This is a genomic window from Bermanella marisrubri, assembly GCF_012295615.1.
GTDB classification, from domain to species: Bacteria; Pseudomonadota; Gammaproteobacteria; order Pseudomonadales; family Oceanobacteraceae; genus Bermanella; species Bermanella marisrubri.
Genome location: NZ_CP051183.1, coordinates 933165 through 959054 on the forward strand (window position 1 = coordinate 933165; position 25890 = coordinate 959054).

The 25890-nt window shown below is 43.6% G+C and carries 25 protein-coding genes; 14 read left to right on the plus strand and 11 right to left on the minus strand.

Annotation, left to right across the window (positions count from 1 at the left end):
* Window positions 1–4: 4 nt before the first annotated feature.
* The 3 genes from HF888_RS04260 to HF888_RS04270 all read right to left on the minus strand — a co-directional run bounded on the left by HF888_RS04260 (window position 5) and on the right by HF888_RS04270 (window position 3971).
* On the minus strand, window positions 5–1972 hold the full coding sequence (locus tag HF888_RS04260) for an ATP-binding protein (RefSeq protein ID WP_007019101.1): 1968 nt from the start codon (window positions 1970–1972) through the stop codon (window positions 5–7).
* 75 nt (window positions 1973–2047) lie between these two features.
* Entirely contained in the window at window positions 2048–2947 is a 900-nt protein-coding gene (locus tag HF888_RS04265) for a ketopantoate reductase family protein (RefSeq protein ID WP_007019102.1), read from the minus strand.
* A gap of 91 nt (window positions 2948–3038) precedes the next feature.
* Window positions 3039–3971, minus strand: coding sequence for a hypothetical protein (locus HF888_RS04270; protein WP_007019103.1), 933 nt, complete (start codon window positions 3969–3971; stop codon window positions 3039–3041).
* Between the two features lie 127 nt (window positions 3972–4098).
* On the opposite strand from HF888_RS04270, the gene HF888_RS04275 reads away from it, so the two are divergent.
* On the plus strand, window positions 4099–4584 hold the full coding sequence (locus HF888_RS04275; protein WP_007019104.1) for a YajQ family cyclic di-GMP-binding protein: 486 nt from the start codon (window positions 4099–4101) through the stop codon (window positions 4582–4584).
* Window positions 4585–4588: 4 nt separating this feature from the next.
* Entirely contained in the window at window positions 4589–6214 is a 1626-nt protein-coding gene (locus tag HF888_RS04280; protein ID WP_007019105.1) for an AmpG family muropeptide MFS transporter, read from the plus strand.
* Here HF888_RS04280 and HF888_RS04285 read toward each other — a convergent pair.
* The 4 genes from HF888_RS04285 to HF888_RS04300 all read right to left on the minus strand — a co-directional run bounded on the left by HF888_RS04285 (window position 6168) and on the right by HF888_RS04300 (window position 9704).
* A complete protein-coding gene (locus HF888_RS04285; RefSeq protein WP_007019106.1) occupies window positions 6168–6464 on the minus strand; it encodes an MGMT family protein in 297 nt (98 codons plus the stop codon). The genes HF888_RS04280 and HF888_RS04285 overlap by 47 nt on opposite strands.
* 23 nt (window positions 6465–6487) lie before the next feature.
* Window positions 6488–8110, minus strand: a complete 1623-nt coding sequence (locus HF888_RS04290; protein WP_007019107.1) for a methyl-accepting chemotaxis protein — start codon at window positions 8108–8110, stop codon at window positions 6488–6490.
* A gap of 120 nt (window positions 8111–8230) precedes the next feature.
* Window positions 8231–8992, minus strand: coding sequence for an SDR family oxidoreductase (locus HF888_RS04295; RefSeq protein ID WP_007019108.1), 762 nt, complete (start codon window positions 8990–8992; stop codon window positions 8231–8233).
* Between the two features lie 184 nt (window positions 8993–9176).
* Window positions 9177–9704: an energy transducer TonB gene (locus tag HF888_RS04300; RefSeq protein ID WP_168367042.1), complete on the minus strand. Its 528-nt coding sequence runs from the start codon at window positions 9702–9704 to the stop codon at window positions 9177–9179.
* A gap of 89 nt (window positions 9705–9793) precedes the next feature.
* Here HF888_RS04300 and HF888_RS04305 point away from each other — a divergent pair, with 89 nt between their 5' ends.
* The 6 genes from HF888_RS04305 (at window position 9794) to gspD (ending at window position 16135) form a co-directional block, all read left to right on the plus strand.
* Window positions 9794–10234, plus strand: a complete 441-nt coding sequence (locus tag HF888_RS04305; protein WP_210436500.1) for an FxsA family protein — start codon at window positions 9794–9796, stop codon at window positions 10232–10234.
* Window positions 10235–10404: 170 nt separating this feature from the next.
* Complete coding sequence (groES, locus tag HF888_RS04310; protein WP_007018978.1) at window positions 10405–10692, plus strand: co-chaperone GroES; 288 nt, start codon at window positions 10405–10407, stop codon at window positions 10690–10692.
* A 51-nt stretch (window positions 10693–10743) separates the two neighbouring features.
* Window positions 10744–12381 carry a chaperonin GroEL gene (groL, locus tag HF888_RS04315; RefSeq protein ID WP_007018979.1) on the plus strand — a complete coding sequence of 546 codons (1638 nt, stop codon included), beginning with the start codon at window positions 10744–10746 and terminating at the stop codon, window positions 12379–12381.
* A gap of 204 nt (window positions 12382–12585) precedes the next feature.
* Window positions 12586–13347 carry a type II secretion system protein N gene (gene gspN, locus HF888_RS04320; RefSeq protein WP_007018980.1) on the plus strand — a complete coding sequence of 254 codons (762 nt, stop codon included), beginning with the start codon at window positions 12586–12588 and terminating at the stop codon, window positions 13345–13347.
* Window positions 13344–14213: a type II secretion system protein N gene (locus HF888_RS04325; protein WP_007018981.1), complete on the plus strand. Its 870-nt coding sequence runs from the start codon at window positions 13344–13346 to the stop codon at window positions 14211–14213. The genes gspN and HF888_RS04325 overlap by 4 nt, the downstream gene beginning before the upstream one ends.
* Before the next feature lie 32 nt (window positions 14214–14245).
* Complete coding sequence (gene gspD, locus HF888_RS04330; RefSeq protein ID WP_133308529.1) at window positions 14246–16135, plus strand: type II secretion system secretin GspD; 1890 nt, start codon at window positions 14246–14248, stop codon at window positions 16133–16135.
* Window positions 16136–16223: 88 nt separating this feature from the next.
* Here gspD and HF888_RS04335 read toward each other — a convergent pair whose 3' ends face one another.
* Together HF888_RS04335 and sodB are read right to left on the minus strand one after the other, a co-directional pair.
* Window positions 16224–16802, minus strand: coding sequence for a Maf family protein (locus HF888_RS04335; RefSeq protein ID WP_007018983.1), 579 nt, complete (start codon window positions 16800–16802; stop codon window positions 16224–16226).
* A gap of 97 nt (window positions 16803–16899) precedes the next feature.
* Complete coding sequence (sodB, locus tag HF888_RS04340) at window positions 16900–17484, minus strand: superoxide dismutase [Fe] (protein WP_007018984.1); 585 nt, start codon at window positions 17482–17484, stop codon at window positions 16900–16902.
* 257 nt (window positions 17485–17741) lie between these two features.
* On the opposite strand from sodB, the gene HF888_RS04345 reads away from it, so the two are divergent.
* Together HF888_RS04345 and HF888_RS04350 are read left to right on the plus strand one after the other, a co-directional pair.
* A complete protein-coding gene (locus HF888_RS04345) occupies window positions 17742–18482 on the plus strand; it encodes a hypothetical protein (protein WP_007018985.1) in 741 nt (246 codons plus the stop codon).
* Between the two features lie 2 nt (window positions 18483–18484).
* Complete coding sequence (locus HF888_RS04350) at window positions 18485–19345, plus strand: acyl-CoA dehydrogenase family protein (RefSeq protein ID WP_040298232.1); 861 nt, start codon at window positions 18485–18487, stop codon at window positions 19343–19345.
* Between the two features lie 17 nt (window positions 19346–19362).
* Here HF888_RS04350 and HF888_RS04355 read toward each other — a convergent pair whose 3' ends face one another.
* Both HF888_RS04355 and HF888_RS04360 read right to left on the minus strand, forming a co-directional pair.
* The gene (locus HF888_RS04355; protein WP_007018987.1) at window positions 19363–19821 is read right to left on the minus strand and encodes a hypothetical protein; all 459 of its coding nucleotides are present in this window, start codon (window positions 19819–19821) and stop codon (window positions 19363–19365) included.
* Between the two features lie 56 nt (window positions 19822–19877).
* Window positions 19878–20411, minus strand: a complete 534-nt coding sequence (locus HF888_RS04360) for a hypothetical protein (RefSeq protein WP_007018988.1) — start codon at window positions 20409–20411, stop codon at window positions 19878–19880.
* A gap of 111 nt (window positions 20412–20522) precedes the next feature.
* Between HF888_RS04360 and HF888_RS04365 the strand changes: the two genes are divergently transcribed.
* The 4 genes from HF888_RS04365 (at window position 20523) to HF888_RS04380 (ending at window position 25860) form a co-directional block, all read left to right on the plus strand.
* Complete coding sequence (locus HF888_RS04365; protein ID WP_007018989.1) at window positions 20523–21218, plus strand: DUF2846 domain-containing protein; 696 nt, start codon at window positions 20523–20525, stop codon at window positions 21216–21218.
* 110 nt (window positions 21219–21328) lie between these two features.
* A complete protein-coding gene (locus HF888_RS04370; protein ID WP_007018990.1) occupies window positions 21329–22408 on the plus strand; it encodes a hypothetical protein in 1080 nt (359 codons plus the stop codon).
* Window positions 22386–24260, plus strand: a complete 1875-nt coding sequence (locus HF888_RS04375; protein ID WP_007018991.1) for a sensor histidine kinase — start codon at window positions 22386–22388, stop codon at window positions 24258–24260. Before HF888_RS04370 ends, HF888_RS04375 begins: the two co-directional genes overlap by 23 nt.
* A gap of 85 nt (window positions 24261–24345) precedes the next feature.
* Window positions 24346–25860: a fumarate hydratase gene (locus tag HF888_RS04380; protein WP_007018992.1), complete on the plus strand. Its 1515-nt coding sequence runs from the start codon at window positions 24346–24348 to the stop codon at window positions 25858–25860.
* The last annotated feature ends 30 nt before the right edge of the window (window positions 25861–25890 follow it).

A 25890-nucleotide genomic window follows, 5' to 3' on the forward strand; every position in this document is an offset into this window, starting at 1 on the left:
GAAACTATGATTCTACGGTCAAGATAGGAGGTTTTATAGGGAGCTGTAAGCTAAATTTAGTGCCTTTGCCAATACTACTTTGTACGTGCATCTGGCCTTTGTGGTGGGTGGTTATAATGAAGAACGACACTGATAAACCAAGTCCTGTCCCCATACCCACTTCTTTCGTTGTGAAGAAGGGCTCAAAAATATGTTTACAGGTATCGTCATCCATACCAGGACCGTTGTCTTCTACTGAAATGTAAGCGCTGTCATCATCTCTCCAAGTAGAGAGTGTAATCTCACCCTGCCATGAGTCTGGTTGTTGTTTACTGTACTCCTGTAGTGCTTGCGCAGCATTTTTTAATAGATTCAAAATTACTTGTTCTAATTCGGAAGAAATGCAGGGCACTGTCGGCAATGTTAAATCATAATTTTGCTTTAAATTAATGGACTGAAAATCATATCCCTCACTTAATCGATATTCATTGCGGGCTATGCTAATTGAGCGATTCAATATGCTATGAATATCCTGAGCTTGCAGACTCTTGGATGATTGGCGACTGAACTGCAGCATATTGCTGACGATAGTGGCCGCGCGTTCACCGGCACTGTAGATGTTCTCAAGAAAATCAAATATTTCTCGAGCTTGGATATAAGACACAACCTGATCCAATTCAAGCTCCAACTCGTTCGCCACTTCTTGATTGCGACTGATGGCTGGGTTAAGGCGACGTTTAATATTTTGGACTGTTTGCACTATGGCGCCTAAGGGGTTATTTATTTCATGCGCCATTCCTGCAGCCAGACCACCTAACGACATCATCTTTTCCGATTGGACCATCATATTTTCCATCTGGGTACGTTCCGTAACGTCATCGATCCGGATAACCGCACCTGATCGTGTTGTATCTAGCAAGGGGTAAATCGTGATATCTAGGAATTGTTCATCGTCTCCGATTGAATAAGCAACACGTTCGATCTTATTGATACTTTGTTTTTCTAATGAGTCAGTAATTTTTTGCAGATAAGGAAATAGAAAACCACAAGACTCCTCTAGAGGCTGATAGATTGCATTATCCCTTGGTACTTTGGTAAGTTCTGTTGCGCCTTTATTCCACTGGCTGACTTGTAAGTCTTGGTCGATGGCAATGATAGCACTAGGCATGGAGTCGATTATGTTATTTAGATAATGCTGAAAGTCAGTCAGTTTATGCTCAACTCTTGCTCTGACTTTTACTTCAAAAGCCAAGCGTTCATTAGTATCGTGCATTTTTTTTGATAGCTCGATAGCCCTTAAGCGAGACTGCTCGGCTTTTTCTTTTTCCTGTCGCATCATATAGTCATCTTGTTGGATACGATTGAGCATAAAGTTAAAATTTTCTGCCAATGTACCAACTTCGTCAGGATAAAAACGCCTGGCACGCAAACTATAGTTTTGTTCCAATGCGATCTCATTGGTGGTATCGGTCAATGATAGGATAGGGCGGGTAATCAGTCGGTTGATAAAATATAATATTACGTAAATCATGATAATGCCGCCGATGAGCAGCAACGCACTTATCACCATGATTTCGAACGCGAAGATTTTTAAAGTGTGTGCTTTAAGGTCTACCATTAAAGTAAAGCCAACCCCTGGAATTAATGCCCTAGATGAGCCGAGGGTAGCGGGGTCAAGATCCCCCAAGCTTGAAGGGAAATCTCCAGCTGATGAGGCATCGAGTCGACCTTGATAGTCGTAAACAGCCACGCCTTTTATATCAAAGTTATTCTGTTTTTTATTCAAATACACTAACCATTCTTCTGGGGATAGGCTTTGCGTATTGGGTGTGTAAAGCAAAGGAGTGAGTCCAGCTAGGTTTTCGTGCATGGGGTTTTTGTTCGCTAGCCATAAATTGCTCGTGAGATTCATAGCAAAAACACTCACCATGGAAATACTGAGCAACACGAGTGCTTTTTGTCGAACATTGATTTGGCGGAAAAATTGGCGCATGTCTGAAGTGTTTTATTCTTGTATAAGTCTAAAGAGTACACATCGGTTAAGTATCAAGCAATGCACTGATGCTGGCTAGTCTTTTAGGCTTTGCTGCTTTAATGCGTGATAGAGTCTGTTATTTTCTTCATTGGTTAGCCCCGATTCTTCTAGAGATCGTATGGCGAACCCTGTGATATAGGCCAATTCCGAACGCTTATTATTGAGTTTATCTTGTAGCATCGAGCTCTGATTTTGAGCTGTAATCTCACATACATGCCGTGCTAAATCATAAGCATCGTCAATATCCAATTGCTGATGCGAGATCAGTGGCTGTAGTTCAGCGCAAATACGCTTGAGGTGTTGATGGTAAGGCTCGTGCTCAATTAATTGCCCATTACGACATTGGTATAGCGCGGTGAGTGGGTTGATTGCACAGTTGATAATCAGCTTGCGCCACAGAGCGGTATTGATGTCGTGTGTATATTGGTACGTGTTATCTGGAATCCAAGTAGGCTGACCGATTTGCTTGGCGATTGTGTTCATAGGGCCCAATAAGTTCTGACCTTTTCCTGCGTGTATCAGATGATGCACATCTGATTTATATGCACCCTCGGTAGAGCTACAGGCGTATATGGCATGTTGAGGATAAGCCTTCGTAATTGCTTGCTGAGAGCCCATGCCGTTTTGCAATAATACAATATGACAAGGTTCCATCAACAGATCTTGTATTTGTTCCATGGCTTGCAATGCATCATATGCCTTGCAAGTGACGATGAGATAACGAATAGATTCGGCTTTGCTTTGACGTTGAGCATTGATGCAGCGACCTTGGATCCATCGATCTTCGGGCGCTAAATGATAGCGATACTGATTTTCTTGAATAGAACGGCTGATAAACGTTAGCGAGTAGTTTTGGTCGTTAGTGTCAGTGGCGAAATAACTGCCCCAAAGACTGCCAATAGCGCCGGTACCTAAAATATGAATGTTCAGCATGAATCAAAAACGGCTAAAGCTTGATGACATCAAATATTAACGGATTTTACCTTCGACTGCAGTAATCTCGCACGTTACTAAAAGCGAGAAATTAAGCAGCGTGCGTTGGAGCTAGCTTATGTTTGATGTTTTTCAGAAATTGAGCGCGATGATGCAGTTCTATACCTTTTATATTCAAACGGATACTGGTTTCGTCGTAATCAAGTTGTTTAGCGGCATAATAAACGGGGCCCTCAAAACAATTGATGAAACACCATGCCATTAGGAAATGAGCATCTACAAAGTGGTGATGACGACTGCGCCCAGTTAAGTAGTCCTCGGAGAGATCGAGTAGGCGGCTTAATTGTTGTAAGCATTGATTCCAAATCGGATGCCAATGAGTATCGTCGTATTCAATATGTGCCCTCGATTGATATTGAGACAGTGCTTTGGCTAGATAGGCTTGGTCTGCGTAAGCGTGGTAGTAATCATGGGTCTTGATGGCATCAATATCGCGGGTGGTGTCGGTCATGTAATCGAAGAATCGGCGCACTCTTTGTCCGAAGTGCGGCGATATAGTAGATAGCACCGTATCGATTTCGACTCCAGTGATTCGCACTGACATATAGTCATGAAACGAACTATAAATGTATTGCTGTGGCGCGGTGCAATATTTTTGCTTTACAGGAATGTGGTGCACATATTTAACCAGCCGTGGCAGTAACCGAGGCTGAACCAACTGATGCGTTTGATGTTGATCGTCAAAGACGAAACCACTGTATCCAGTGACTTCTTGATACCAGTTATTGTAATTCAACATGAATCGGTCGATCCACAACGAGGGTGCAGAGTCGCAATGGACAAGTATGGTGGCAGAATCAGGAAACAGGGCGTAGGCATGAATGTGAACGCCTTCAATATTTTGTAGCTGATGTAGAAAAACGTCGTAGGCGAATACAGACGGAAACAGCAACTGTCCTTGAGTGCCGGGTAATTGCAGTAAGTAGTAATGATTCGCCAAATCAAGGCTAATTTTATCGTTCATGCATTAAACATAGACAATCGCTTTCGCTTTGCCAGTTTTGACGCTGCATTATGGGCAGATAGTTTGCTTTTATGCTGGTAGAATTCGATTTATTCTTTGATATGACCTTTAGATAAGAGGAATCACCATGCCATCATTTGATGTGGTATCTGAAGTGGATAAGCACGAAGCCCAAAATGCCGTGGATCAAGCCAACCGAGAGTTAGAGCGCCGCTATGACTTTAAAGGCGTTCATGCGTCTTTTGAATTAAAAGAAGGGGTGATTACCCTCACTGCAAACGAAGAGTTTCAAATAGAACAAATGAAGCCCATGCTTGAAACTTGCTTAATTAAACGTGGTATCAAAATTACCTGTCTTGAATATGGCGATTTGAGGGGAGCTGGCAAGCAAGTAAAAATGCCAGCCACTATGAAAGAAGGCATTGATAAAGAGCTTGGCAAAAAGATGGTGAAAATGGTCAAAGAGGCCAAAATGAAAGTGCAGGCAGCCATTCAAGGTGACAGTATTCGAGTAACAGGTAAAAAACGCGACGATTTGCAAGAAGTCATGCAGCTTTGGAAAAGCAGCGATGAGATTTTGTTACCGCTAGAATTCAAAAACTTCAAAGACTGATTCCATGCGCGCAATGCTGAAAGCCATACAGACTGAACATGGTTGGAAAGAGAGCTTGGCGGCTGTGTTTCAGCGCCAAGTTTTTTATATGTCATTGCTAGGCTTTTCAGCTGGCTTGCCCCTACTGCTCATTTTTTCATCTTTGTCACTCTGGCTACGTGAAGCCGGAATTGATAAGTCAGCGGTTACTTACTTTAGTTGGGCCGCTCTTGGTTACAGCTTTAAATTCGTTTGGGCACCGCTGGTGGATTGCTTGCCTATTCCAGGACTTACTCGATGGTTGGGGTTAAGACGTTCTTGGCTATTGCTATCACAGCTAGGTATCGCTGGAGCCATCACTCTCATGGCCACATCAAACCCCATAATCGAAGCTGAATTGTTTTACATGGCCATGGGTGCAGTATTGTTAGGTTTCTCGGCGGCGACCCAAGACATTTCCATAGATGCCTATCGAATAGAGGCAGTAGATGCCGATATGCAAGGTTTAGTCAGTGCTAGCTATATTGCTGGTTATCGTATTGGCATGATTGTATCAGGGGCGGGTGCACTCTATTTGGCTAGTTACTTTGGCACGACCAAGGACTTATATAATTATCAGGCTTGGCAATGGTCTTATCACATCATGTCCGCTTTTGTATTAGTCGGAATTCTCGCCACTTTCTTAATAACAGAACCGATTAAGCGTGAGTCTCAGTTTGAACATGCACCCAAGCACTATAGTGGCTTGCTGCTTGCGTTTGTTTTATGTGTTACTGGCTTTGTCACAATTTTCGTTATCAGCAGCGATGCTGCCACCGAAAGTAAGGCATATTTTACTGGTCTTTTTGGTAACCAAGCATTATCGGGGTTATTAGTTGAGTTGATTCGCTTGTGTATTGGCCTCGCGATTGCCGTAGGAATAGGCAAGATATGTATTGTCATGAGAATTGTTAACGAAGAAATGTTTGTTAATAGTTACGTGGCACCTATAAAGCAGTTTTTCCAAGATTATGGATTGAAAACTGCTTGGCTTTTATTGGCGTTAATTGGTTTGTATCGGATTAGTGATATCGTGCTAGGCGTGGTCAGCAATATTTTCTACCAAGACTTAGGGTACAGTAAAAATGAAATAGCCGATGCGGTTAAACTATTTGGCTTAATTATGACCATATTTGGTGGCTTCATCGGTGGTATTTTAGCGATGCGCTTGGGTGTCATGCGAATGCTATTTATCGGTGCCGCATTGGTCGTCATAACCAACCTAGCTTTTATTATATTGCTTTATACCGATCACAACTTGTATGCGCTGTATAGTATTGTAGCGGCAGATAACTTAGTGGCAGGATTGGCCAGTGCAGCCTTTGTTGCTTTCTTGTCGAGTTTGGTGAATATCAAATTTACTGCGATGCAGTATGCCATCTTTTCTTCGCTTATGACTCTTTTACCTAAAGCCTTGGCTGGATATTCAGGTGGCATTGTGGAGAGTATTGGCTATACCGGATTTTTTACATTCGCAGCTTCCATCGGTGTACCGATTATGATTTTAGTTGTCTTAGTGAGTCGACATCTCGGTGTGGACATCGAACATTCTGAGTCTGATTCTTCTAATCAACAAAAAACTCAGGAAGGATTCGCCCCCTCAGAAAAGTAATACCCTCAGCCTCCAGTTTTTCTTTTTGTCTTTTGTAGGCGGGGCTGTTTTCTGCAAAACTGATTTTACGTTGACTGTTAACTACACGATACCAAGGCAGAATACTGTCCTGGGGTAGTTTCTTTAATAAGTTGCCAACATGGCGAGAATGATTTGGGAATCCTGCTTTTTTTGCCAATGAACCATAACTAGTGACATGGCCATAGGGAATATGGGCGAGTTGCAAGTATATAGCGTCATGAAAGTCCATGACGCTATAGTAACAGATTAATATTATGAAGCTTTAAGCTTTTTCATCTGTTGCTTTAGTGTGCTGGACATTTTTGTGAGTGTCTCGCTGAGTTGTAAAGTGTGTTTCGCATTTTCAGAACTTTCGCTGGCGATCTGCGTAATGTCGTTCACATTTTGCGAGATTTCATCAGACACGCTGCTTTGTTCTTGTGCGGCTTGAGCAATTTGCTCATTGGTACCGAGAATACTTTGTACGGCAGTCGATATATTCTCGATGGTCGTTCCCGCTTGGTTTACTTGTTCAACACTGCTTTCGGTTCTTTGTTGACCAGATTCAATGGCGTTTACTGCGTTGAGCGCGCCATTCTGCACATTCTCGATGATCGTATGGATTTCGGCAGTGCTTTCTTGTGTGCGCTGGGCCAAGGTACGGACTTCATCAGCAACCACGGCGAATCCTCGACCTTGTTCACCGGCTCGCGCAGCCTCAATGGCCGCATTAAGGGCAAGTAAATTGGTTTGTTCTGCGATACCTTTAATAACGTCTAAGACTGTCCCTACGCTCTTGGTATCTTGCTCAAGGTTTCGCACAACTTCGGCAGTGTTGGCTATCTGCTCGCTGGTGCTGTTAATTGCTGAAATGGCATTACGCATGATGCTTACGCCAGATTGAGCAATATTATCCACATCCTGAGCAGCACTGGCCGCTTCTTGCGCGTGTCGAGCCACCTCACTGGCTGCGGCTGACATTTCTGTAATCGCAGTGGCCATCTGGTCAGTGCGCTTGTATTGGCCGTCTGTACCTCTTTCGATAGCAGTAGCGATCCGATGCAATTCTTGTGCATTTTCGCTGAGCTGCTGAATACTACTGTTGATGGCATTAGTGCCGTCTAAGAGGTTGCCTTGCAGCTGCTTCAAGGCTGAGTACATTTGACCAATTTCGTCAGTGCTTCTATGCGTCTTAATATCGAAATCTAGGTGACCTGCAGCAAGATCCATTAGATATTTATGAGCGGTTTGAATGGGTGTGATAAGCGATCGCTTAATAAACATAATAGCCAGAGTTAAAATTACAACCACAGCCACCAGTATGATGGTTAATCCAGCAGTGACAGTGGAATTGGCTGAGTTGACGGTTGAGTTACTATGCTCTTCAGCCTGCGCAAAGGCGGTATCGGTTATTTGTACGGATAGTTTAATGGGAGCCCTATCGATACCAGATACGGCTTTATCACCTGCTTTGTGGTCAAAACCTGATGCCATGAAGGTGTCTAAACCTTTTTGATACTTAGGTTTTAAAGCATTGTGCTCAGCGAGAAACTCTTTGGTCAGAGTTTCTACTTCCGGCTGAGCAGTATAATCAATAATGTTTTGGCCAAGCGCCTGTACTTTATCATGCTGCTTGTTAAAGCGTCCCCAATACTTTTCACGTTGATCGGGGTCGTGTCCGCGCAAGAGAACATTTTTCCATTCTTGAACCTGAATTTTGAATTCAATGCTCATCCGGTCTGCGGCGAGGGCTGCTTTTACATCTTTACCCAGTACTTCTTCAAATTCTTGAACGTCTCCCGACAGTGACAAGAAACTCGTACCACTAATCAGTCCAACGGCAATGATTCCGGCACTGATGATACCCAAAAGCTTGTTCTGTAAATTGAGCGCCATAGAGCGACCCCTTGCTAGATTTGTACCTGTCTTTAATTAGAGTAGTTCAAATCTATCAGGAGCCACAAAAAAATAGCGCGACTTTGGTCGAGTGGGGAACTATTGAGCAATACCGGTGGTTTAGAGGCGTAAACCACCGTCAACCTCGACAATCCGACCACTCATATAATCGTTTTCTAGCAGGAATGCTACAGTGTGTGCGATTTCTTGCGCTTGGCCCATGCGGCCCATGGGGATGCCTTTTTTCATCTTTTCGATAATTTCAGGACGAATGCTGGCGGTCATGTCAGATTCAATGAAGCCTGGGGCGATAGCATTGCATCGTATACCATGAGGGGCCAATTCTTTACTCCAAACGGTTGCGAGGGATGCGACCCCAGCCTTGGCTGCACTGTAATTGCTTTGTCCCATGTTGCCAGATCGGCTAATACTGGAGATGTTAATAATACAACCTTGCTGTTGGTGATTGATCATTTGATAGGCGCATTCGCGGCCGCATAAAAAGACCCCAGTGAGATTAACGTCAATCACACTTTGCCAATGGGAGAGCGAGAGTTTCTGAATCTCCCCATCTTTTTGACGTATCAACAGGCCATCACGCAAGATTCCAGCGTTATTGATCAAACCATTGAGGCCGCCGAGGGTTTTTGGGATATCTGCAAATAGGTCTTCAACCTGCTTTTCGTCAGCTACATTAATTTCGTAGGTTTCTACTTGTGGACTGCCCGCGTGCAAGCAAGTTTGTTTTGCTTCGGCGAGTTTTTCTGGGTTTAGATCAATCAGTGCGAGTTTTGCATGTTTATCGGCTAGATATTGCGCCATTGCCAGTCCAAGGCCTTGCGCGGCACCTGTAATGGCGATTACAGATTGGGAAAGATCCATGAGTTGCCTTCCAAAGTCAGTCAAATTACCGATGTACTCTAGCGATTATATAGATTTTGGCAATGCTATGGTTTACTCAAGAAAGAAAAGGTGCCCCGAAACAGCTGGGGCGAAGGGTCTACACACGAAGGAAACAACAGGTCTTACAATTTTCTTAACAGGTGTTGGACATACTCTGGCAAGCTTATACCTTTGCGTAACAGGCACTGAGCTCAGCAAAAAACTGTTCACGTAGTTTGCTGATTTCGCGCTTGATGTCTTGCGCTTCTTGCTCGCTTAGATCCTTTTTGTCGATATAGAAGTGGCGTCGGAAAAAAACCACCTTGTTACGAAATTTACGTAGCGTCTTGTAAAGCATTTTCTCATTCAGTAACAATAACTTGGATTCTGCAGCAGTCAGTTCATTAAAGCTGTGAACCATTTCATCCAATACTAAATACAGCTCGCTTCGGCGGCTTTGCGGCCAGTCATAGCCGTTGCGCGTGGCGTTCATGTATTCAATGATGAGTTCAAAGTATTTCATGAACACGTGATGAACTTGCTCTGATTGTTGTGCGATGCCTTCGATTAGGTCACGCTGATGCTGAATTTTCTGCTGATTAAGGTGTTGCTTAACTCGACTCCCTGACATCCAGTATGCAGTTAGCCCAGCAATAATGGCCCCCAGAGTGATTTTGATACTGCTATCGAGAAGTTCAACTAATTCGCCCATGTATCACCTGTGTCAATTTTTTAGTGTTTTCTCTTGAAAAGCAAAAAAGACACCACCATTAACATGTAAACAGAAAAAAGTGAGGAATCATGCGTTTTTTATTGCCCCTGATATTGCTGCCGTTAATTGAAATAGCCGTTTTTGTCCAAGTTGGAGACAAAGTAGGTGCGCTGTGGACAGTATTGTTAACCATCGCTACTGCGGTGATCGGCATAGCCTTGGTACAACTACAGGGGATACGCACGCTTAACAGCGCTAGAGAGCATATGGCCATGGGTGAGCTGCCTGCACAGCATATGATTGAAGGTGTGATTTTGCTGGTCAGTGGTGTGTTTTTGCTGATTCCTGGTTTCGTCACTGACACTTTGGGATTTTTAGGTGTTATGCCATTTATTCGTGGTCCTTTAGCAGCTTCCATTAGTCGTGGTGTGTTAGCACCCAAGATACAGGTTTACCGAGGTGAGCCGGGTTCAACTCGCGCTAATGACTCTGGTCGCATTATCGAAGGTGAGTACGAACGCAAAGATTAAATTTTTTTGCTAATGGGTGTTGAAATCTGATATCTCGACCCCATTCTCAAAGCATCCAAAATTTTTGGTGGTTGCATCGGATTAAATCTAACAATGAAACCGATGATTTTAGTTCGAAGCAGTCGCTTTTTAACCCTGACAATACAAACAATTCGTATGGAGATACGTAAATGAAAATTCGTCCGTTACACGATCGTATTGTGGTTCGTCGCAAAGAAGAAGAAACCAAAACCGCTGGTGGTATCGTGCTTCCTGGCGCAGCAGCTGAAAAACCAAATCAAGGTGAAGTTGTTGCTGTAGGTAGCGGTCGCATTCTTCAAAACGGTGAAGTTCAGCCATTAGCAGTGAAAGAAGGCGACACTGTATTATTTGGTCAATATGGAGCCAATACCGTCAAGATAGACGGTGAAGAGCTATTGATCATGAATGAAAGCGATGTATTAGGCATCATCGAATAAGCCTGCTTTCAAATTTTATAGTGTTGAACAGTAAATAGAGGAACAAGAATCATGGCAAAAGATGTAAAGTTTGGTGATAGCGCCCGTTCTAAAATGCTAAAAGGTGTTAACGTTTTAGCAGATGCGGTTAAAGTAACGTTAGGCCCCAAAGGTCGCAATGTTGTGCTGGATAAATCTTTTGGCGCACCGACCATTACTAAAGACGGTGTTTCAGTAGCCAAAGAAATCGAGCTAGAAGACAAGTTCGAAAACATGGGCGCACAGATGGTTAAGGAAGTGGCGTCTCAAGCCAATGATAAAGCCGGTGACGGTACGACTACTGCAACAGTACTTGCCCAAGCAATTATTAATGAAGGCCTAAAAAGCGTTGCCGCTGGCATGAACCCAATGGACCTTAAGCGTGGTATCGATAAAGCGACTGCGGCTGTGGTTGAAGAGCTAGCAAAACTATCTCGCCCTTGCACAGATAGCAAAAACATTGCTCAGGTTGGTACCATCTCTGCCAACTCTGACAAAACTGTGGGCGATCTGATTGCTCAAGCGATGGAGAAAGTCGGTAAAGAAGGTGTGATCACGGTTGAAGAAGGCCAAGGTCTAGCAGATGAGCTAGAAGTGGTTGAAGGTATGCAGTTTGATCGCGGTTACCTATCTCCTTACTTCATCAATAATCAAGAGAAGATGAATGTTGAGCTAGAGAACCCGTTAATTCTTCTTGCTGACAAGAAAATCGACAACCTACAAGAAATCATTCCTCTACTAGAGAATGTTGCCAAGTCTGGTCGTCCACTATTAATCGTTGCGGAAGACGTTGAAGGCCAAGCGCTAGCAACACTTGTTGTGAACACCATGCGCGGTACGTTTAAAGTAGCCGCTGTAAAAGCGCCTGGTTTTGGTGATCGTCGCAAAGCTATGTTGCAAGACATCGCGACTTTGACTGGCGGTAAAGTGATTTCTGAAGAAGTGGGCATGAGCCTAGAAACCACGTCTCTAGAAGATCTAGGTACAGCCAAGAAAGTCGTTATCGACAAAGAGAACACAGTTATGGTGGGTGGTGCCGGTTCGGATGCTGATGTGACAGCTCGTTGCGAACAAATCCGCTCTGAGATCGAAACCACAACATCTGATTACGACAAAGAGAAGTTACAAGAGCGTTTAGCGAAACTAGCTGGCGGTGTAGCCGTGATCAAGGTCGGTGCAGGCTCTGAAATCGAAATGAAAGAGAAGAAAGACCGTGTAGAAGATGCACTGCAAGCCACTCGTGCAGCCGTTGAAGAAGGCGTTGTTGCTGGTGGTGGTGTCGCTCTTATTCGCGCCATCTCTAACGTAACGGTCACTGGTGACAACGAAGATCAAAACGTGGGTATCGCGCTTGCTCTACGTGCTATGGAAGCACCGATTCGTCAAATCGCCTACAACGCTGGTGATGAGGCTTCTGTTGTTGTAGACAAGGTAAAATCTGGCGAGGGTAGCTTTGGTTACAATGCGTCAACTGGCGAATATGGCGATATGATCGAATTAGGTATCATTGACCCAACTAAAGTAACCCGCTCATCTCTTCAAGCGGCCGCATCTGTGGGTGGTTTAATGATCACAACTGAAGCTATGGTGGCTGATATTCCAGAAGAAAACGGCGGTGCGCCTGATATGGGTGGCATGGGCGGAATGGGCGGCATGCCAGGCATGATGTAAGCCGTTCATTATTTGACCGTTGCATCGGTTAAATAGCGAGAAAACGAAAAAACCCGGTCGCTTTTTGTGATCGGGTTTTTTTTATTTCTCAAATTTGACGATTTTGTTTCACTTTTTTGTCACAGAGGCGGGTTACACTAGCGCTTCGCTGCTTTACAATAGCTCGCAATTACTATGATTTAATAAGAATAAGGTTTGTCGTCTGTGGCCAAGGCCCCGAATAACAAGAAACTCATTGCTGTATCCATTCTCGCCTATTTGCTGTTTTTGGTTGCACTACTCCCGATTAGTTTTGTCTACAAGCTACTAGAGCCCAAGGGCTTGCCTGTGGAAATAATAGCGGTTGAAGGCACGCTGTGGCAGGGTGCGGTAACGCTTAAGCATCCCTATACCGGTCAACTGCAAGCCCGATGGGACTTGGATATATTGCCTTTATTCACAGGTAGTATCGCAGCGGATATTCAGGCTAAGGGTAATTTCTTAAATGTCGATGCAAGCCTAAGGGCCAATGCCCTGAGTCGTTATGTGAGCATTGATGGTTTAACTGGTGTAATTAACGAAACCCTAATAAACCAGGCAATTAAGCGTACGAGACGCACCATGCAAGGTGATGTAGAACTTAATATCCAGTCATTGGATTATGACTTTAAGGACAAAACTGCTTACAACGTAACTGGCAATATTGTGTGGTTGGGTGGTGAAGTGAGTTACCCCAAAGGTCGTCAAATCAAGCGCACGACCATGCCAATGTTGGTTGCTCAACTATCAGAACAGCAAGGTAAGCTTTTGGTGGATTTGAATACCACAGAAGGTAACGGTGTAGCGCAAGCTTATCTCAATACAGATGGGTGGGGCGGTGTATCCATTTATAAACGCATGCTTGATTTAATAAATGAGCCTTGGCCCGGCGGTAAAGTGACACCTGATGATGTCATTTTTGAAGTGTCCGAGAAGGTGCTGCCATGATCGATATGAATTGGCTTAACCACAAAGCAGTTGCGCCGACGTTAACCTTGGCTAAATATGTGCTGAGTTTGGTTCTAGCTTATCAGCTGGCGGTCATGACTTGGTTGGTTATTGAGCAGCCAACGCTGGTTTTGCCTCCGCCAAATTTGGATGGCGACAAAGTGCAAACGAGTTCGCAACGCTATGATATGGCATCTTGGCATCTAATGGGTGAAGCCGATGCGCAAACAGACGTACAAGAAAAAATCGATGCGCCTAAGACTCGACTGCGGTTAGTTTTGATGGGTGTATTTGTTGCAAAAACGCCAGAAGAATCTAGTGCAATTATCAGTGAACAAGGGCGTGAAGGTGAGTTTTTCCTAGTCGGTGATCGTGTTCAAGGGCGAACGCGTTTGTCACAGGTATATGAAGACAGAGTGATCTTGGACAATAGCGGAAAGCTTGAGACGTTGACATTTGAAGAAAGCCAAGCCTTGTTGAAAGGCATTTCTTCCCAACGCAAAGCGCCCAGCGTCTCCGCGAGCAAGGAACCATTAGATCGACGTGAATTTAAACAAGAATTGAGGAAAATTCGCACGCCGGATCAATTTGTTGATTTTGCCAAAGAGCAGCTCGCTAACCCTGAGTCGGCGATGAAAAACCTAGGTGTTACAGCCACCGGCGATGGCTATGTATTGACCCCGTCGGCCACGATGCTGATGAGTATCGGTATGAAGCCGGGTGATAAGTTAATTTCGATCAATGGTCATCAATTGGGGGATCCAGAACAGGATCGTGAGATCATTGATCAGGTGTATGCCTCTGGACAGGCCACCATTGTAATAGAGCGAGGCAGTCGTCGTCTGACGATCCCTCACCGGTTTTAATGCACAGTTTTCAATGTGGTAAGAAAATGGATATGAAAATAAGAACCTATTTGGCGATAGCGCTGTTGTTGCTATCCATGCCGTTTCAGGCGTTGGCTGCAGATGATGAAACTTGGAAAGTGAACTTAAAGGACGCAGATATCAAAGCGTTTATCACTCAGGTCGCTAATATCACGGGTTATAGTTTTGTGATCGATCCTCGCGTAAAGGGCAAGGTGACCATTGTTTCTGATACGCCCATGACACAAAACGAAGTTTATGAAATGTTCCAGTCTGTGCTGGCTGTGCACGGTTTTTCTGCCATTCCTGCTGGTCACATCATCAAAATAGTTCAGCAAAACGATACGAAACAAGAAGGTGGTATGCCCACCACGGTCAATGCTCCTCAAAGCGAGCAAATGATTACGCAAGTGATTCAAATTAAAGATACGCCAGCACTGGATTTGGTTCCTATTTTACGACCTATGGTGGCTAAATATGGTCATTTGGCCGGTGTCAAAAGCGCAAATGCATTAATTGTTACGGATCATGCATCTAATGTGCGCCGTCTTGAAAAAATTATTCAGCGTTTAGACGGTTCAGGTGTTTCCGAGTTAGAAGTGGTTCAGCTAGAGGAAGCTTGGGTTGGCGATATTGTTGATATCTTAACGAACCTTGACCCAGATAAAGTAAGTGAAGGTGGCAAAGCCCGTGAAGCCAGTGGTGTAGCTGGTCGCATTCGCGTTGTGGCTGATGAACGAGCAAATCGATTGATCATCCAAGGTGAACAATCTGCACGAGAGCGAGTTAAGGAATTGATCGCGACCTTGGATCGTCCTTCAAAGTTCTCTGGTAAAGCATCAGTGATTCGTCTTCAGCACGCGGACTCTGAAGAGTTGGCGGAGTTACTTAAAAACCTAATGGGTGATGTAAAAGACGACAAAGGTAAATCTCAAGCAGGAGGCAGTGTGAGTATTCATGCGGATACCGGATTGAATGCCCTGGTTGTTCGGGCGGAGCCTTCTGTTATGTCGGAAATCAAAGAAATTGTTACCGAGCTTGATGTGCGTCGAGCTCAAGTGCTGATTGAAGCAGCGATTGTTGAAGTGACTGGCCAGGTAGATGATCGTGTAGGTGTGCAAACTGCTGCACTGGACCAAGAAACGGGTGAAACACCATTAGTCGCTACCGATTTTGCTAATGCAGGCACCAGTATTTCGCAATTAATAACGGGTATTGCAACAGGTCAACCTGCGATCAGCTCAGGATTAACATTAGGTGGGGTTGGCCAAAACGGTGACACCGAATTTGCATTCCTAGTACAAGCCTTGGAGTCTGTTAGTAATGCGAATTTGCTCAGCACGCCTAGCATCATGACCATGGACAATCACGAAGCAGAAATTATCGTGGGTCAAAACGTGCCGTTCGTGACAGGGTCCACATCAAGTACATCAAATTCCAACCCATTCACTACCATTAAGCGCGAAGATATCGGTACAACTTTAAAAGTTACACCACATGTTCAGGACGGCAAGTTTGTTCGTTTGTCTGTTGAGCAAAGTACGGAATCGGTTGCTCCAACAGCGGTTGAGGGGCAAGCAGATTTGATAACGAATAAGCGTTCAATTCAGACACAAATTTTGGCTGAAAACGGTGAAATTGTGATGTTAGGTGGTTTGATTCGCGATGCCGTTCAAGAAAGTGAAAGTAAAGTGCCTTTCTTAGGTGATATTCCAATCATCGGTTGGTTATTCCGCTCAACCAGTGAAAGCCGTGTGAAACAAAACTTGATTGTTTTCCTAAAGCCAACGGTTGTATTGGATAAAGCAGACAATAAAAAGATTTTACGACGTAAATACGATGGTATTTATGATATTGATTTGTCAGCCATCATGGGTGATGACGGTATCGATGAAAAGCTGCGCAAGTTGTTCGCACGCTAATTAATCCCTAGCAATCGTTCTTACCGAGCATCCTCCAAATTCTAGGAGGATGCCATACACTTCCAGTTCGACTCCAACCCGCTTCGCTTTAGATGACCTTGATGTGGAATTTCTCTAGCATGCGGATGAGCTGTATGAGCGGTAAACCAATCAATGTATTAGGGTCGCTTCCTTCCAAACGGTCAAATAGGCTAATGCCTAAGCCTTCCGATTTAAAGCTGCCTGCGCAGTTGTAGGGTTGTTCTTTCTGCAAATAGTTTTCGATTTGCTGGTCGTTTAGCTCGCGAAAGTAAACGTAAAAAGGCTCTACAATTTCCTCACTTACTTCATTTTGACCGTTGTAGACGCATAGGCTCGTGTAAAAAGTAACACAGCGACCACTGGCTTTTTGTAGTTGAGCTACTGCGTTTTCATGATCACCTGGCTTGCCAATGATTTCGCCGTCTAAGGTTGCGCATTGATCGCTAGCAATTATGATGGATTGGGGATTTCGTTCTGCGATGGCCATGGCTTTTGCTTTTGCCAATCTCGCCACCATGTCTTCTGGTTTTTCATTTTTCAGTGGCGTCTCGTCAATGTCTGGGCTATCGCATTCAAAGCTAAGATCCAGTTTTTCTAATAGCTCTCGACGAAAAGGTGAGCTTGAGCCAAGTATAAGTCGGGGCATGAAACACCATTTACTCTGTAAAATAGAGTCGCTAGTTTAAAATAATTTAGACAAAAAAAAACAGGCCCTAGGGCCTGTTTTCAGCAACTTATCTGGATTACTTGGCGAAGTTCTCGTTCGCGAAGTCCCAGTTAACAAGTGCCCAGAAACCTTTTAGGTATTCAGGGCGTAGATTGCGGTAGTCGATGTAATAAGCGTGTTCCCATAGGTCCACAGTGATTAGAGGCGTCACGCCTTCTTCTGTGATTGGGGTGCCAGCGTTAGACGTATTAACGATGTCTAGGCTGCCGTCAGCTTTTTTAACTAACCAAGTCCAGCTAGATCCAAAGTTGTTAACCGCTTTGTCGTTAAATTTTTCTTTGAATGCATCAAAAGAACCGAATTCTTTATTGATAGCGTCTGCAACTGCACCTGTTGGCTCACCACCACCATTAGGGCTTAGGCTGTTCCAATAGAAAGTGTGGTTCCAAATTTGTGCTGCGTTGTTGAATACACCACCTGAAGAAGTTTTGATGATATCTTCTAGAGATTTGCCTTCAAACTCAGTACCAGGAATCAAACCGTTTAGCTTGGTCACGTAAGTATTGTGGTGTTTACCGTGGTGATACTCTAGTGTCTCTGTAGAAATATGTGGCTCGAGTGCGTCTTTCGCATAAGGAAGTGCTGGAAGTTCGAATGCCATAATGGGCTCTCCGTTATTGTGTTGACTCTCAATCATCAAAAAAAGATAAATTTAGCAGTTCAGCCAAGGTTTTATCTAGGTTTCATGAATGATAGCACTCAACGCTGAGGCTTTCTATTCATGTAAAAAATAGGGTTATACCCTGCTAGCAAGTGCATATAGTTCGTTGATTTCTGGTTCCCAGATCACATTAGATGACTTGCCAATCCTCGAAAGCCTGCCAAAATGGGCAAAAACTTCGAGAATATTGGTCCAATATGAGTAAAGAACAAGAACCCGAACAACTTGCTTCTATTTCAATCAGCCAAGATGAAGTGGAATCACGCACACGACCCAAAGCAAAACCTAGAGCTCATGGGAGTTCTGGTGGCAACTCAAAGATCGTATGGGCTATTTTGTTGTTCACCTTGGCCTTAACTATTGGTTTATTGGTGCAATTTTATAAACTTCAAGGCCAAAGCGATAAACAATTACAAGCTATTGCTGCTTTGCAGAAGCGATTAGTGAGTACTGATGAACAAGCTAACTTATCGGTAGACGCACTCAAAGTGATCATTAAAGAGCAAGATCATGAGATCCGTAAACTCTGGGATGTGTCCAACAAAAGAAACAAGCGAAACATCAATAAAAATGCAGATCGCTTAGATGCTCAGAATAAGCAAATTACCGAGCATGACAAGCGCATTGGCCGCATTGCTGCAGAGGTAGATAAGACCGAGAAGTCATTGGTTAGCGATATTGCACAGCTAAAACAAGATCTCAATAGACAAATGAGTCAGCTTAAAGAACAAAATAAGGCGTTACAGCAGGGTGTGGATAAAGCGATAGCGTCTTTGCCTTCAGACTTAGCAGCGACACTCGAACGCCATGAAAAAGGAATTAAGGCTATGGATGCTACGCGATTACGACTACTCAAACGAATCAATGTTTTAGAGTCTGAATTGAAGACATTATCTGCGTCACAAAAAGCAGGTTCTGCAACGCAAGCGACACCTTGATTATGACGATGTTTGATAGTTGGGCGGTGTTTGAGCAAGCAGTTTTAGAGTCAAATTATCATCAATCCCAAGAGACTTTAGAACACTTGGCGAGGCGTACTGCATCGCCAAGCCAAGCGTTTGCGTTGGCTTATCAAGCCGCAATAGTTCATTTGGTCCCCTTGCTTAATCCGAAGCAGTGGGCCGCATTTTGTGTTTCTGAAACTCAGGGCAATCACCCCCGGCAATTACAAGCTCAAGCTGTGCTCAATGCACAAAGCCAAATTGTTGTAAGTGGGGAAAAAACCTTTGTCACTCATGGACAACATGTAAGACAGCTTATAGTGATTGCTAGGTCCCACCTTCTTGAAGAACAAGGAAGATTGAGAGCGTACAGCTTGAAGAAAGATACGAAGGGAGTCGAAATTAGCGAGAGTCGTCCTGCTGGTATCCTCCCTGAACTTGATCATGGCAAGTTGACCTTAACTGAAGCAAATGCTTACCAGTTGGAGGGGGATGGTCATAGTGATTACAGTAAACGCTTTCGCTTACTTGAAGATCAATACATGCTGGCGGTTTTTTGTTGGCATATTTCTGCCCAGCTTGAGTCTCTCAATATAACGAATGCGGATTTTTCATTGACGCCAGATACACTGGTTGATCAAGTAAAAATTCAAGGAAGTCTAGATGCGAATCAATTGATCAATCTTGCAGCCCTATACGAGAAATTTATGAAACTCTCGGAAGAATATCTGTCAGCGTTACAGGGCCATTCTGTGATTCAGCAGCAGTGGCAACGCGATAGCAAGCTATTTTTATTGGCAAAGAAATCGCGGGAATTAAGGACAAGCAAAGCTAGGCAAAGTTTATCCCAGACTTCCTAATAATAAGTCTTGTATGTTTAGGGTCTGGGCGTCGATGTTACCGAACCAGCCTGAAGGATGCCTTGAGTCGACATCTGTCCTTGTAGTGTTTGCCCACTGTATATGGGATTGATGGCTTTCGGTAAGATTGCGCTGGGTATATCTGAAGTAGAGGATTGCTGAGGCTCAACTCGTTGATCATTCTCCAGTGCAATAGTGTTATTTTCATTGTTAATTGCGGTATTTTGCTCCGGTAAGTTTCCACTCATTTTTAAACGCGTTTCATCTAACTCATCGAGATTCAGTTTTTTCAGTTCAATACTCTGCGCTGTCGTGCGTTTATAGCGATAAGTGGTACTGTAATCGTAATGGTGGGGACGCTCTCTAGCAGTATTAACAGCGGTATTGATATCGTTTGAATAATAATTATCTATGAGATCAGAAGCACTTGTATGCATTGTTAAAAAGGTCATTGCTAAGACGATTAACCATTTCATATTCGCACCTTTATCCTGCTTAATGCTTGTATTTTAGCTTTGCTGCTTTATATTCGTTACGGTCTTGGTGTGCTGTTCACCGTACCGATATTAGTAATGCCTTCTGTTGACATAATTGCACCGCTAGGAAGTTCAGATTGGATTTGATCATATGTCTGAAAGCGTTGTCTTAAGACGTCAGCAGCGTCCACAGGTTGATTGTCAGTTAGATTATTGCTTTCTTCTTCAGTAATTCTGCGCAATTCTTCTGCTAATCGAGTTGAATTTTCATCATCTGGTAAACTTTTATCGTCAGGTTTCCCAGCTGCAGTTGCGCCTAATGCCCCCTCTAAACGAGCTTTTTCTAGGTCATCACTCTGTAGTTTTGGTAAAGCAAATGATTTTGATGTAGTGCGGTTGTACCAATACTTTTTATTATAATTACCCGTTCTGTCATTTTGCTTGGCTTCGCGAATGGCTGCGTCGATATCGTTCCCATAGTACTCTTCTCCTATGGGAATATAGTCTTCAGCGAGCGCAAAAGGTAGCGCAATGATAGCGATAACAAGTACTGCGAATACCTTGCCTAACGTCACTTTAGGTCGTTCCATGGTATTGTTTCCGGCCTGTTTTCTTTTGTTATTTTTTGTAATTATGTCATTATACGCAGCGAAATAAAATCTGTTCTCAGAAACAGTTTAATCTGGCGCAACAAGACTACAATGACAAAAATAATAAAGTTCTTAACCGCAATATTTGTATTGGTCACGCTGACTGGCTGCCTACAAATTTATCAATCCATAGGCCATAACTTTGGCGCCTATATATCGTCTACCTCTGGCAAAGAGTATGAGCAGGTGGCTAACCGTTGGGATTACGAAAACAAAGCGCTGCTATATGTTTATCGACCTAATAGTGAATGGGCCGCGGACGAGATCGAAGCACCAACGTTTTACATGGACAACGAGCGTATTTTTAATATTAAAGCGAATGGTTATACGTGGTTTGAGCTAGAGCCGGGTGAATACGAAATTATAATGAGGCGCCCCCTTTTTGGTCTAGAAGGCATTGCGACAGAATCGTTCGAGTTTGACTTAAAGCGTATCGCACAGCTTAATCTTGCCGTGGAGGCGGACAAGGTCTATTTCTTGCGCTATAGCGAAATAGATCCCCCAGATGAAGCGTTTCAAAAATTGGACAAAGATATTCCTCTAGGCGATGGCCCTCTCATGCTCGTGAGTAAAGATTTGGCTCACCAAGAAATGCCTCAAACCCGCATGCTTAGTGAGGGCGGGAGAGTGATTAAGTCGCAGGGGCCGCTATCAGAGGATGAGCTAGAAGAAGTGTTTGATAGCCGTGTCATTGATCTTGATGCAGAAGCTCAGGAAGATGAAAATACCATGCAATGGTGGTGGTAGCCTTCATAGCAGATTCCGTTCTAACTACTTATCGTTTTTAGCCTAGAATTTTCTAATTTTGTCAGCTTAGACAGCTAGTATTAGTTATACAGCTAATACTAGGTGTTTTTATGCGCTGGTTTCAGTTCTTTTCTGCATTTGTTCTCATAATCGCCATTGCTGGCGTGATTTGGATAAATCGTTCACCGCTGCCTCAAGTTGAACTAATTTATATCCAAGAGAGCGGTTACTCCGTTGAGAATAATACCTTCATAAAGCACTTAACTGAGTATATTCAAGATCATAAGCATCTAACACTTAGTATTGTCGATAACGATCCAGAGGCTCTGTCAAAGTCAACTTCCACCTTGCAAGGCTCGCAGAAAGTATTACTCGGTTGTTTTACTGGAACCTGCAAAATGCAGGTATTAGACGCGGTAAAAGACACCATAACCCCCTTTATATTTTTGGGGCGAAGTCATGGCTTGGTACAGCATCCTAATTTGTGGCATTTAGGTCCGATTTTTTCTCAAAAACTCGGCTTACTACTCCCTCTTATCAAGGGGCGTAAGCTTGAGTCAGTACATCTGTTGGGTGAGCAAAATATCGATTCACACATGAGTCATTACATCTTAAAGCAGTATATGAAGGCGATTGACTATCAGTGGGGTAGAGCGCTGCTCATGACTAAAAACAATGAAGATGTAATAGCTGACATCATCGAAAGTACCTCAAATGATCTCTACATCAATACGGCATGTGCAGATATAGGCAAAAAAATTTTTAAATGGATTGATGATTCACTACAGAAAGGTATTCATACATGTCTTGATCCAATGGATTCCAGTAGCCAGTCACAACATTTTTTTATAACGTCATCACCACAGAATCAGCAGTCACAGATGTTAACTTCATGGATATTTGTGAAAGAGATTCTAGATTCACAAATTGATCGTCCTCGATGGTCGCTTGATGATTTATCTGCAAAGCAATTTTCTCGCGACGCTGTGCGTAATTCAATGCATATACAGAATCAACACATGTGGCACAACCAATATTTAATCATGCGCGATGGTGAGAATGTGAGCGTGGTGAAAAAAATAGAATCAGTCGAACCTATTGTGTTTCCAGAACTAAGGCCAGCAACACACTGGGATTTACAAATGAGACTCTATTGGAGAAACAAAAATGGCCGTTGGCAGTCTATTTAATCGCTTGTTTCCCGATATTGCATTTAAACGTGTAGGAACCCGCCTGCTGTTTTATATGATGATTGTTGGCTTGCTTCCTGTGCTTGCGGTTGGTATTACTTTAATTCTCATGTTCGAGGACAGTTATTTAAAAGGTGTACATAATGAGATTTCCCGACATGCAAAAGATACTGTTTATCAATTTGAGATTTTTAATAAAAATGCATTAGAAAATATTGTATCGATGACGCATATGCCCATGATATCGGATGCTTTGTTGGACTTCGAACAGGTGTTGGCAAACAAAGGGATATACTCAACTGACTATCAAAAAGCTGAAGACAAGTATATTCCTGCTATAACAAAGCTCATCGAACTCAATGGTTTTTATGATGTGTTTTTAATAAGTAATTCGGGCTATGTGGTTTTTAGTTTGTTACAGGGGCATTATCATAATACCAAATTGAGGTCAGAGCCGAGTCCGTTAGCCTATGTATATGAGAAAAGCAATATGGGTCTGTCTCGTTACTCTATGTTTGGCGGTTTGGATAAATATGAAGATCGACAACTATTCTATTATGCGGCACCTGTTTTTTCAGATAATCGCCATATAGGTACATTGATGGTCAGTCGGACATTTTCGCAGCTTGAAAATCAATTGCTGAGAAAAGGGTTGTTCACTTCAACGGCCAAGTTGAGTGTCACAAACTTGCAGCTAGAAGAATCATTTTGGTATCAGATGATATTTCGTGAGGATATCCAACCAAAGAATATAGAGTCTATTGATTTTAAAACCTCCTCTGTTATCCCAAGTATTGATGGCTTGCTAAGCTTACAGTATGAAGAAAAATTTATTATGCAACCCTTGGATCGATATAAACTATTGATGTTTATTCTAATGGTCGCCTTTTCTATGGGGATCCTGTTGCTATCGTCACGTCTCACACGATCGTTTGTATCACCTATTAAACAATTGAGTCGACTTTTTAAACAGCTAGCGATAGGTAATCGAGAAAACTATCCTGCAGTAGAACGCCATGATGAATTTGGTCAATTGTTGCGACAATTTAACAAAACCTCAATGGCATTGGTGAAAACGAAAAATAAATTATTGGAGACCGAAAAGCTTGCCGCTATTGGAAATTTGGCCGCGGGGGTCGCTCACGAAATTAATAACCCAATGGCCATCGTCAGTGCAAATATTTCCACGTTAAAGGAGTATGGGGTTGAGCTGGTGGAGCATATAAATGCATTACAAAAAACGCATATTTCCGCAGAAAACCAAGAACAAGTAACCCACAATAAAGAAGAAAACATCGATGCGATCTCTGACGATATGGGGGACTTGATTGATGAAGCCTCTCAAGCCTTGATTCGAGTCAAAGATATTGTGGCAGGCATGCAAGTATTCAGCGAAATTGATAAGGAGTCTGTCAGTGAATTTAATATTGCAGCCGTTATCGATCGGATCGTATCAGATTTGTCTCCGCTTTATCCCAAATCCGTACAGGTCATGAAGCAATACGCCAATGATGTGCCAATGAAAGGCAGAAAAGATCAAATCAAACTTGCGTTGAACAAGGTTTTAGACAATGCGTTTAAAGCCATTGCAAGCAAATCCAACGGGCGAGTGAGAATAATCATAGGACGAGAAAAAGGTAAGCTAATTATCTGTATCGATGACAATGGTCCAGGTATTGATGAGGCGGATATGAGTAAGGTTTTTGAACCCTTCTTTACTACTCGGGAAGTGGGGCAGGGAATCGGTTTGGGCTTGGCTATTGCGTACACCATAGTCACCGCTCACAACGGCACAATCGAGGTGCAATCTATGGAAAATAAAGGCAGTCGTTTTAAAATCACACTTCCTTAGATCAAAGTGGAAGCCTGTTTCCCCTTAGTTTTCGTGCTACAATCCGTGCACCTTTTTTAAAGCGAGTGATTGAGAGACCCTCATTATGACTGTGATCAAGCAAGAAGATCTGATCCAGAGTGTGGCAGATGCTCTGCAGTATATCTCCTACTACCATCCGTTAGACTTCATCCAAGCTATGGAAGAAGCGTATAACAAAGAAGAGAATCCAGGCGCGAAAGACGCTATTGCACAAATTCTAATCAACTCCCGTATGTGTGCCCAAGGTCATCGTCCTATTTGTCAGGATACCGGTATTGTAACCGTGTTTTTGACCATTGGTATGGATGTGCGCTTTGAAGACGCGACGATGGGCGTTGAAGATATGGCCAACGAAGGTGTTCGTCGCGCCTATACGCATCCAGACAATGTTCTACGCGCCTCTGTATTGGCTGATCCAGATGGCAAGCGTCAGAATACCAAAGACAATACGCCAGCGGTTATCCACACTAAGCTTGTTCCAGGTAATACTGTTGATGTGCATGTTGCTGCGAAAGGCGGTGGTTCAGAAGCCAAATCTAAGTTCGCCATGTTAAACCCTTCCGATTCCATCGTGGACTGGGTTTTAGAGCAAGTGCCTAAAATGGGTGCAGGCTGGTGTCCGCCAGGTATGTTGGGCATAGGTATCGGTGGTACCGCTGAAAAGGCCATGCAGGTTGCGAAAGAAGCGTTACTTGAACCAATCAATATTAAAGAACTGCAAGAGCGTGGTGCTCAAACTCGCGCTGAAGAATTGCGTTTAGAGTTGTTTGAGAAGGTGAACAAGCTCGGCATTGGCGCTCAAGGCTTAGGTGGTCTGACCACTGTACTTGACGTGAAAGTAGCTGATTTCCCTACACACGCAGCAAACAAGCCAGTTGCAATCATTCCGAACTGCGCTGCCACTCGTCATGCTCATTTTGAACTTGATGGATCTGGTCCAGCAAAACTAGAACCACCTAAGCTAGAAGACTGGCCAGAAATCTCATGGGAAGTGGGCGATAGCGTGCGTCGTGTTGACCTCAACACCGTCACTCGCGAAGACATGAAAGCTTGGAAGCCGGGCGAAACCCTGTTATTGAACGGTAAAATGCTAACTGGCCGTGATGCCGCGCACAAGCGCATGGTCGATATGATCAGTAGAGGCGAAGAGCTGCCGGTAGATCTTAAAAATCGCTTCATCTACTACGTGGGCCCTGTTGATCCTGTGCGCGATGAAGTGGTGGGACCAGCAGGTCCAACGACTGCTACTCGTATGGATAAATTTACCCGTACGATTCTCGAAGAAACCGGCCTTATGGGCATGATTGGTAAAGCTGAACGTGGTCCAATCGCCATTGACGCAATTAAAGACAATGAAGCTTCATATCTAATGGCAGTCGGTGGCGCGGCATACTTGGTATCTCAAGCTATCCGCGATGCAAAAGTCGTAGGTTTTGAAGACTTGGGTATGGAAGCCATCTATGAATTTGATGTGGTTGATATGCCAGTAACGGTGGCTGTGGATGTGAATGGCACCTCGGTTCATAAAACGGGTCCACAAGAGTGGTACGCCAAGATCAACGCCAAAGAACTGGGTTAAGATTCGTCATTTAACTTGATCGAATCAATC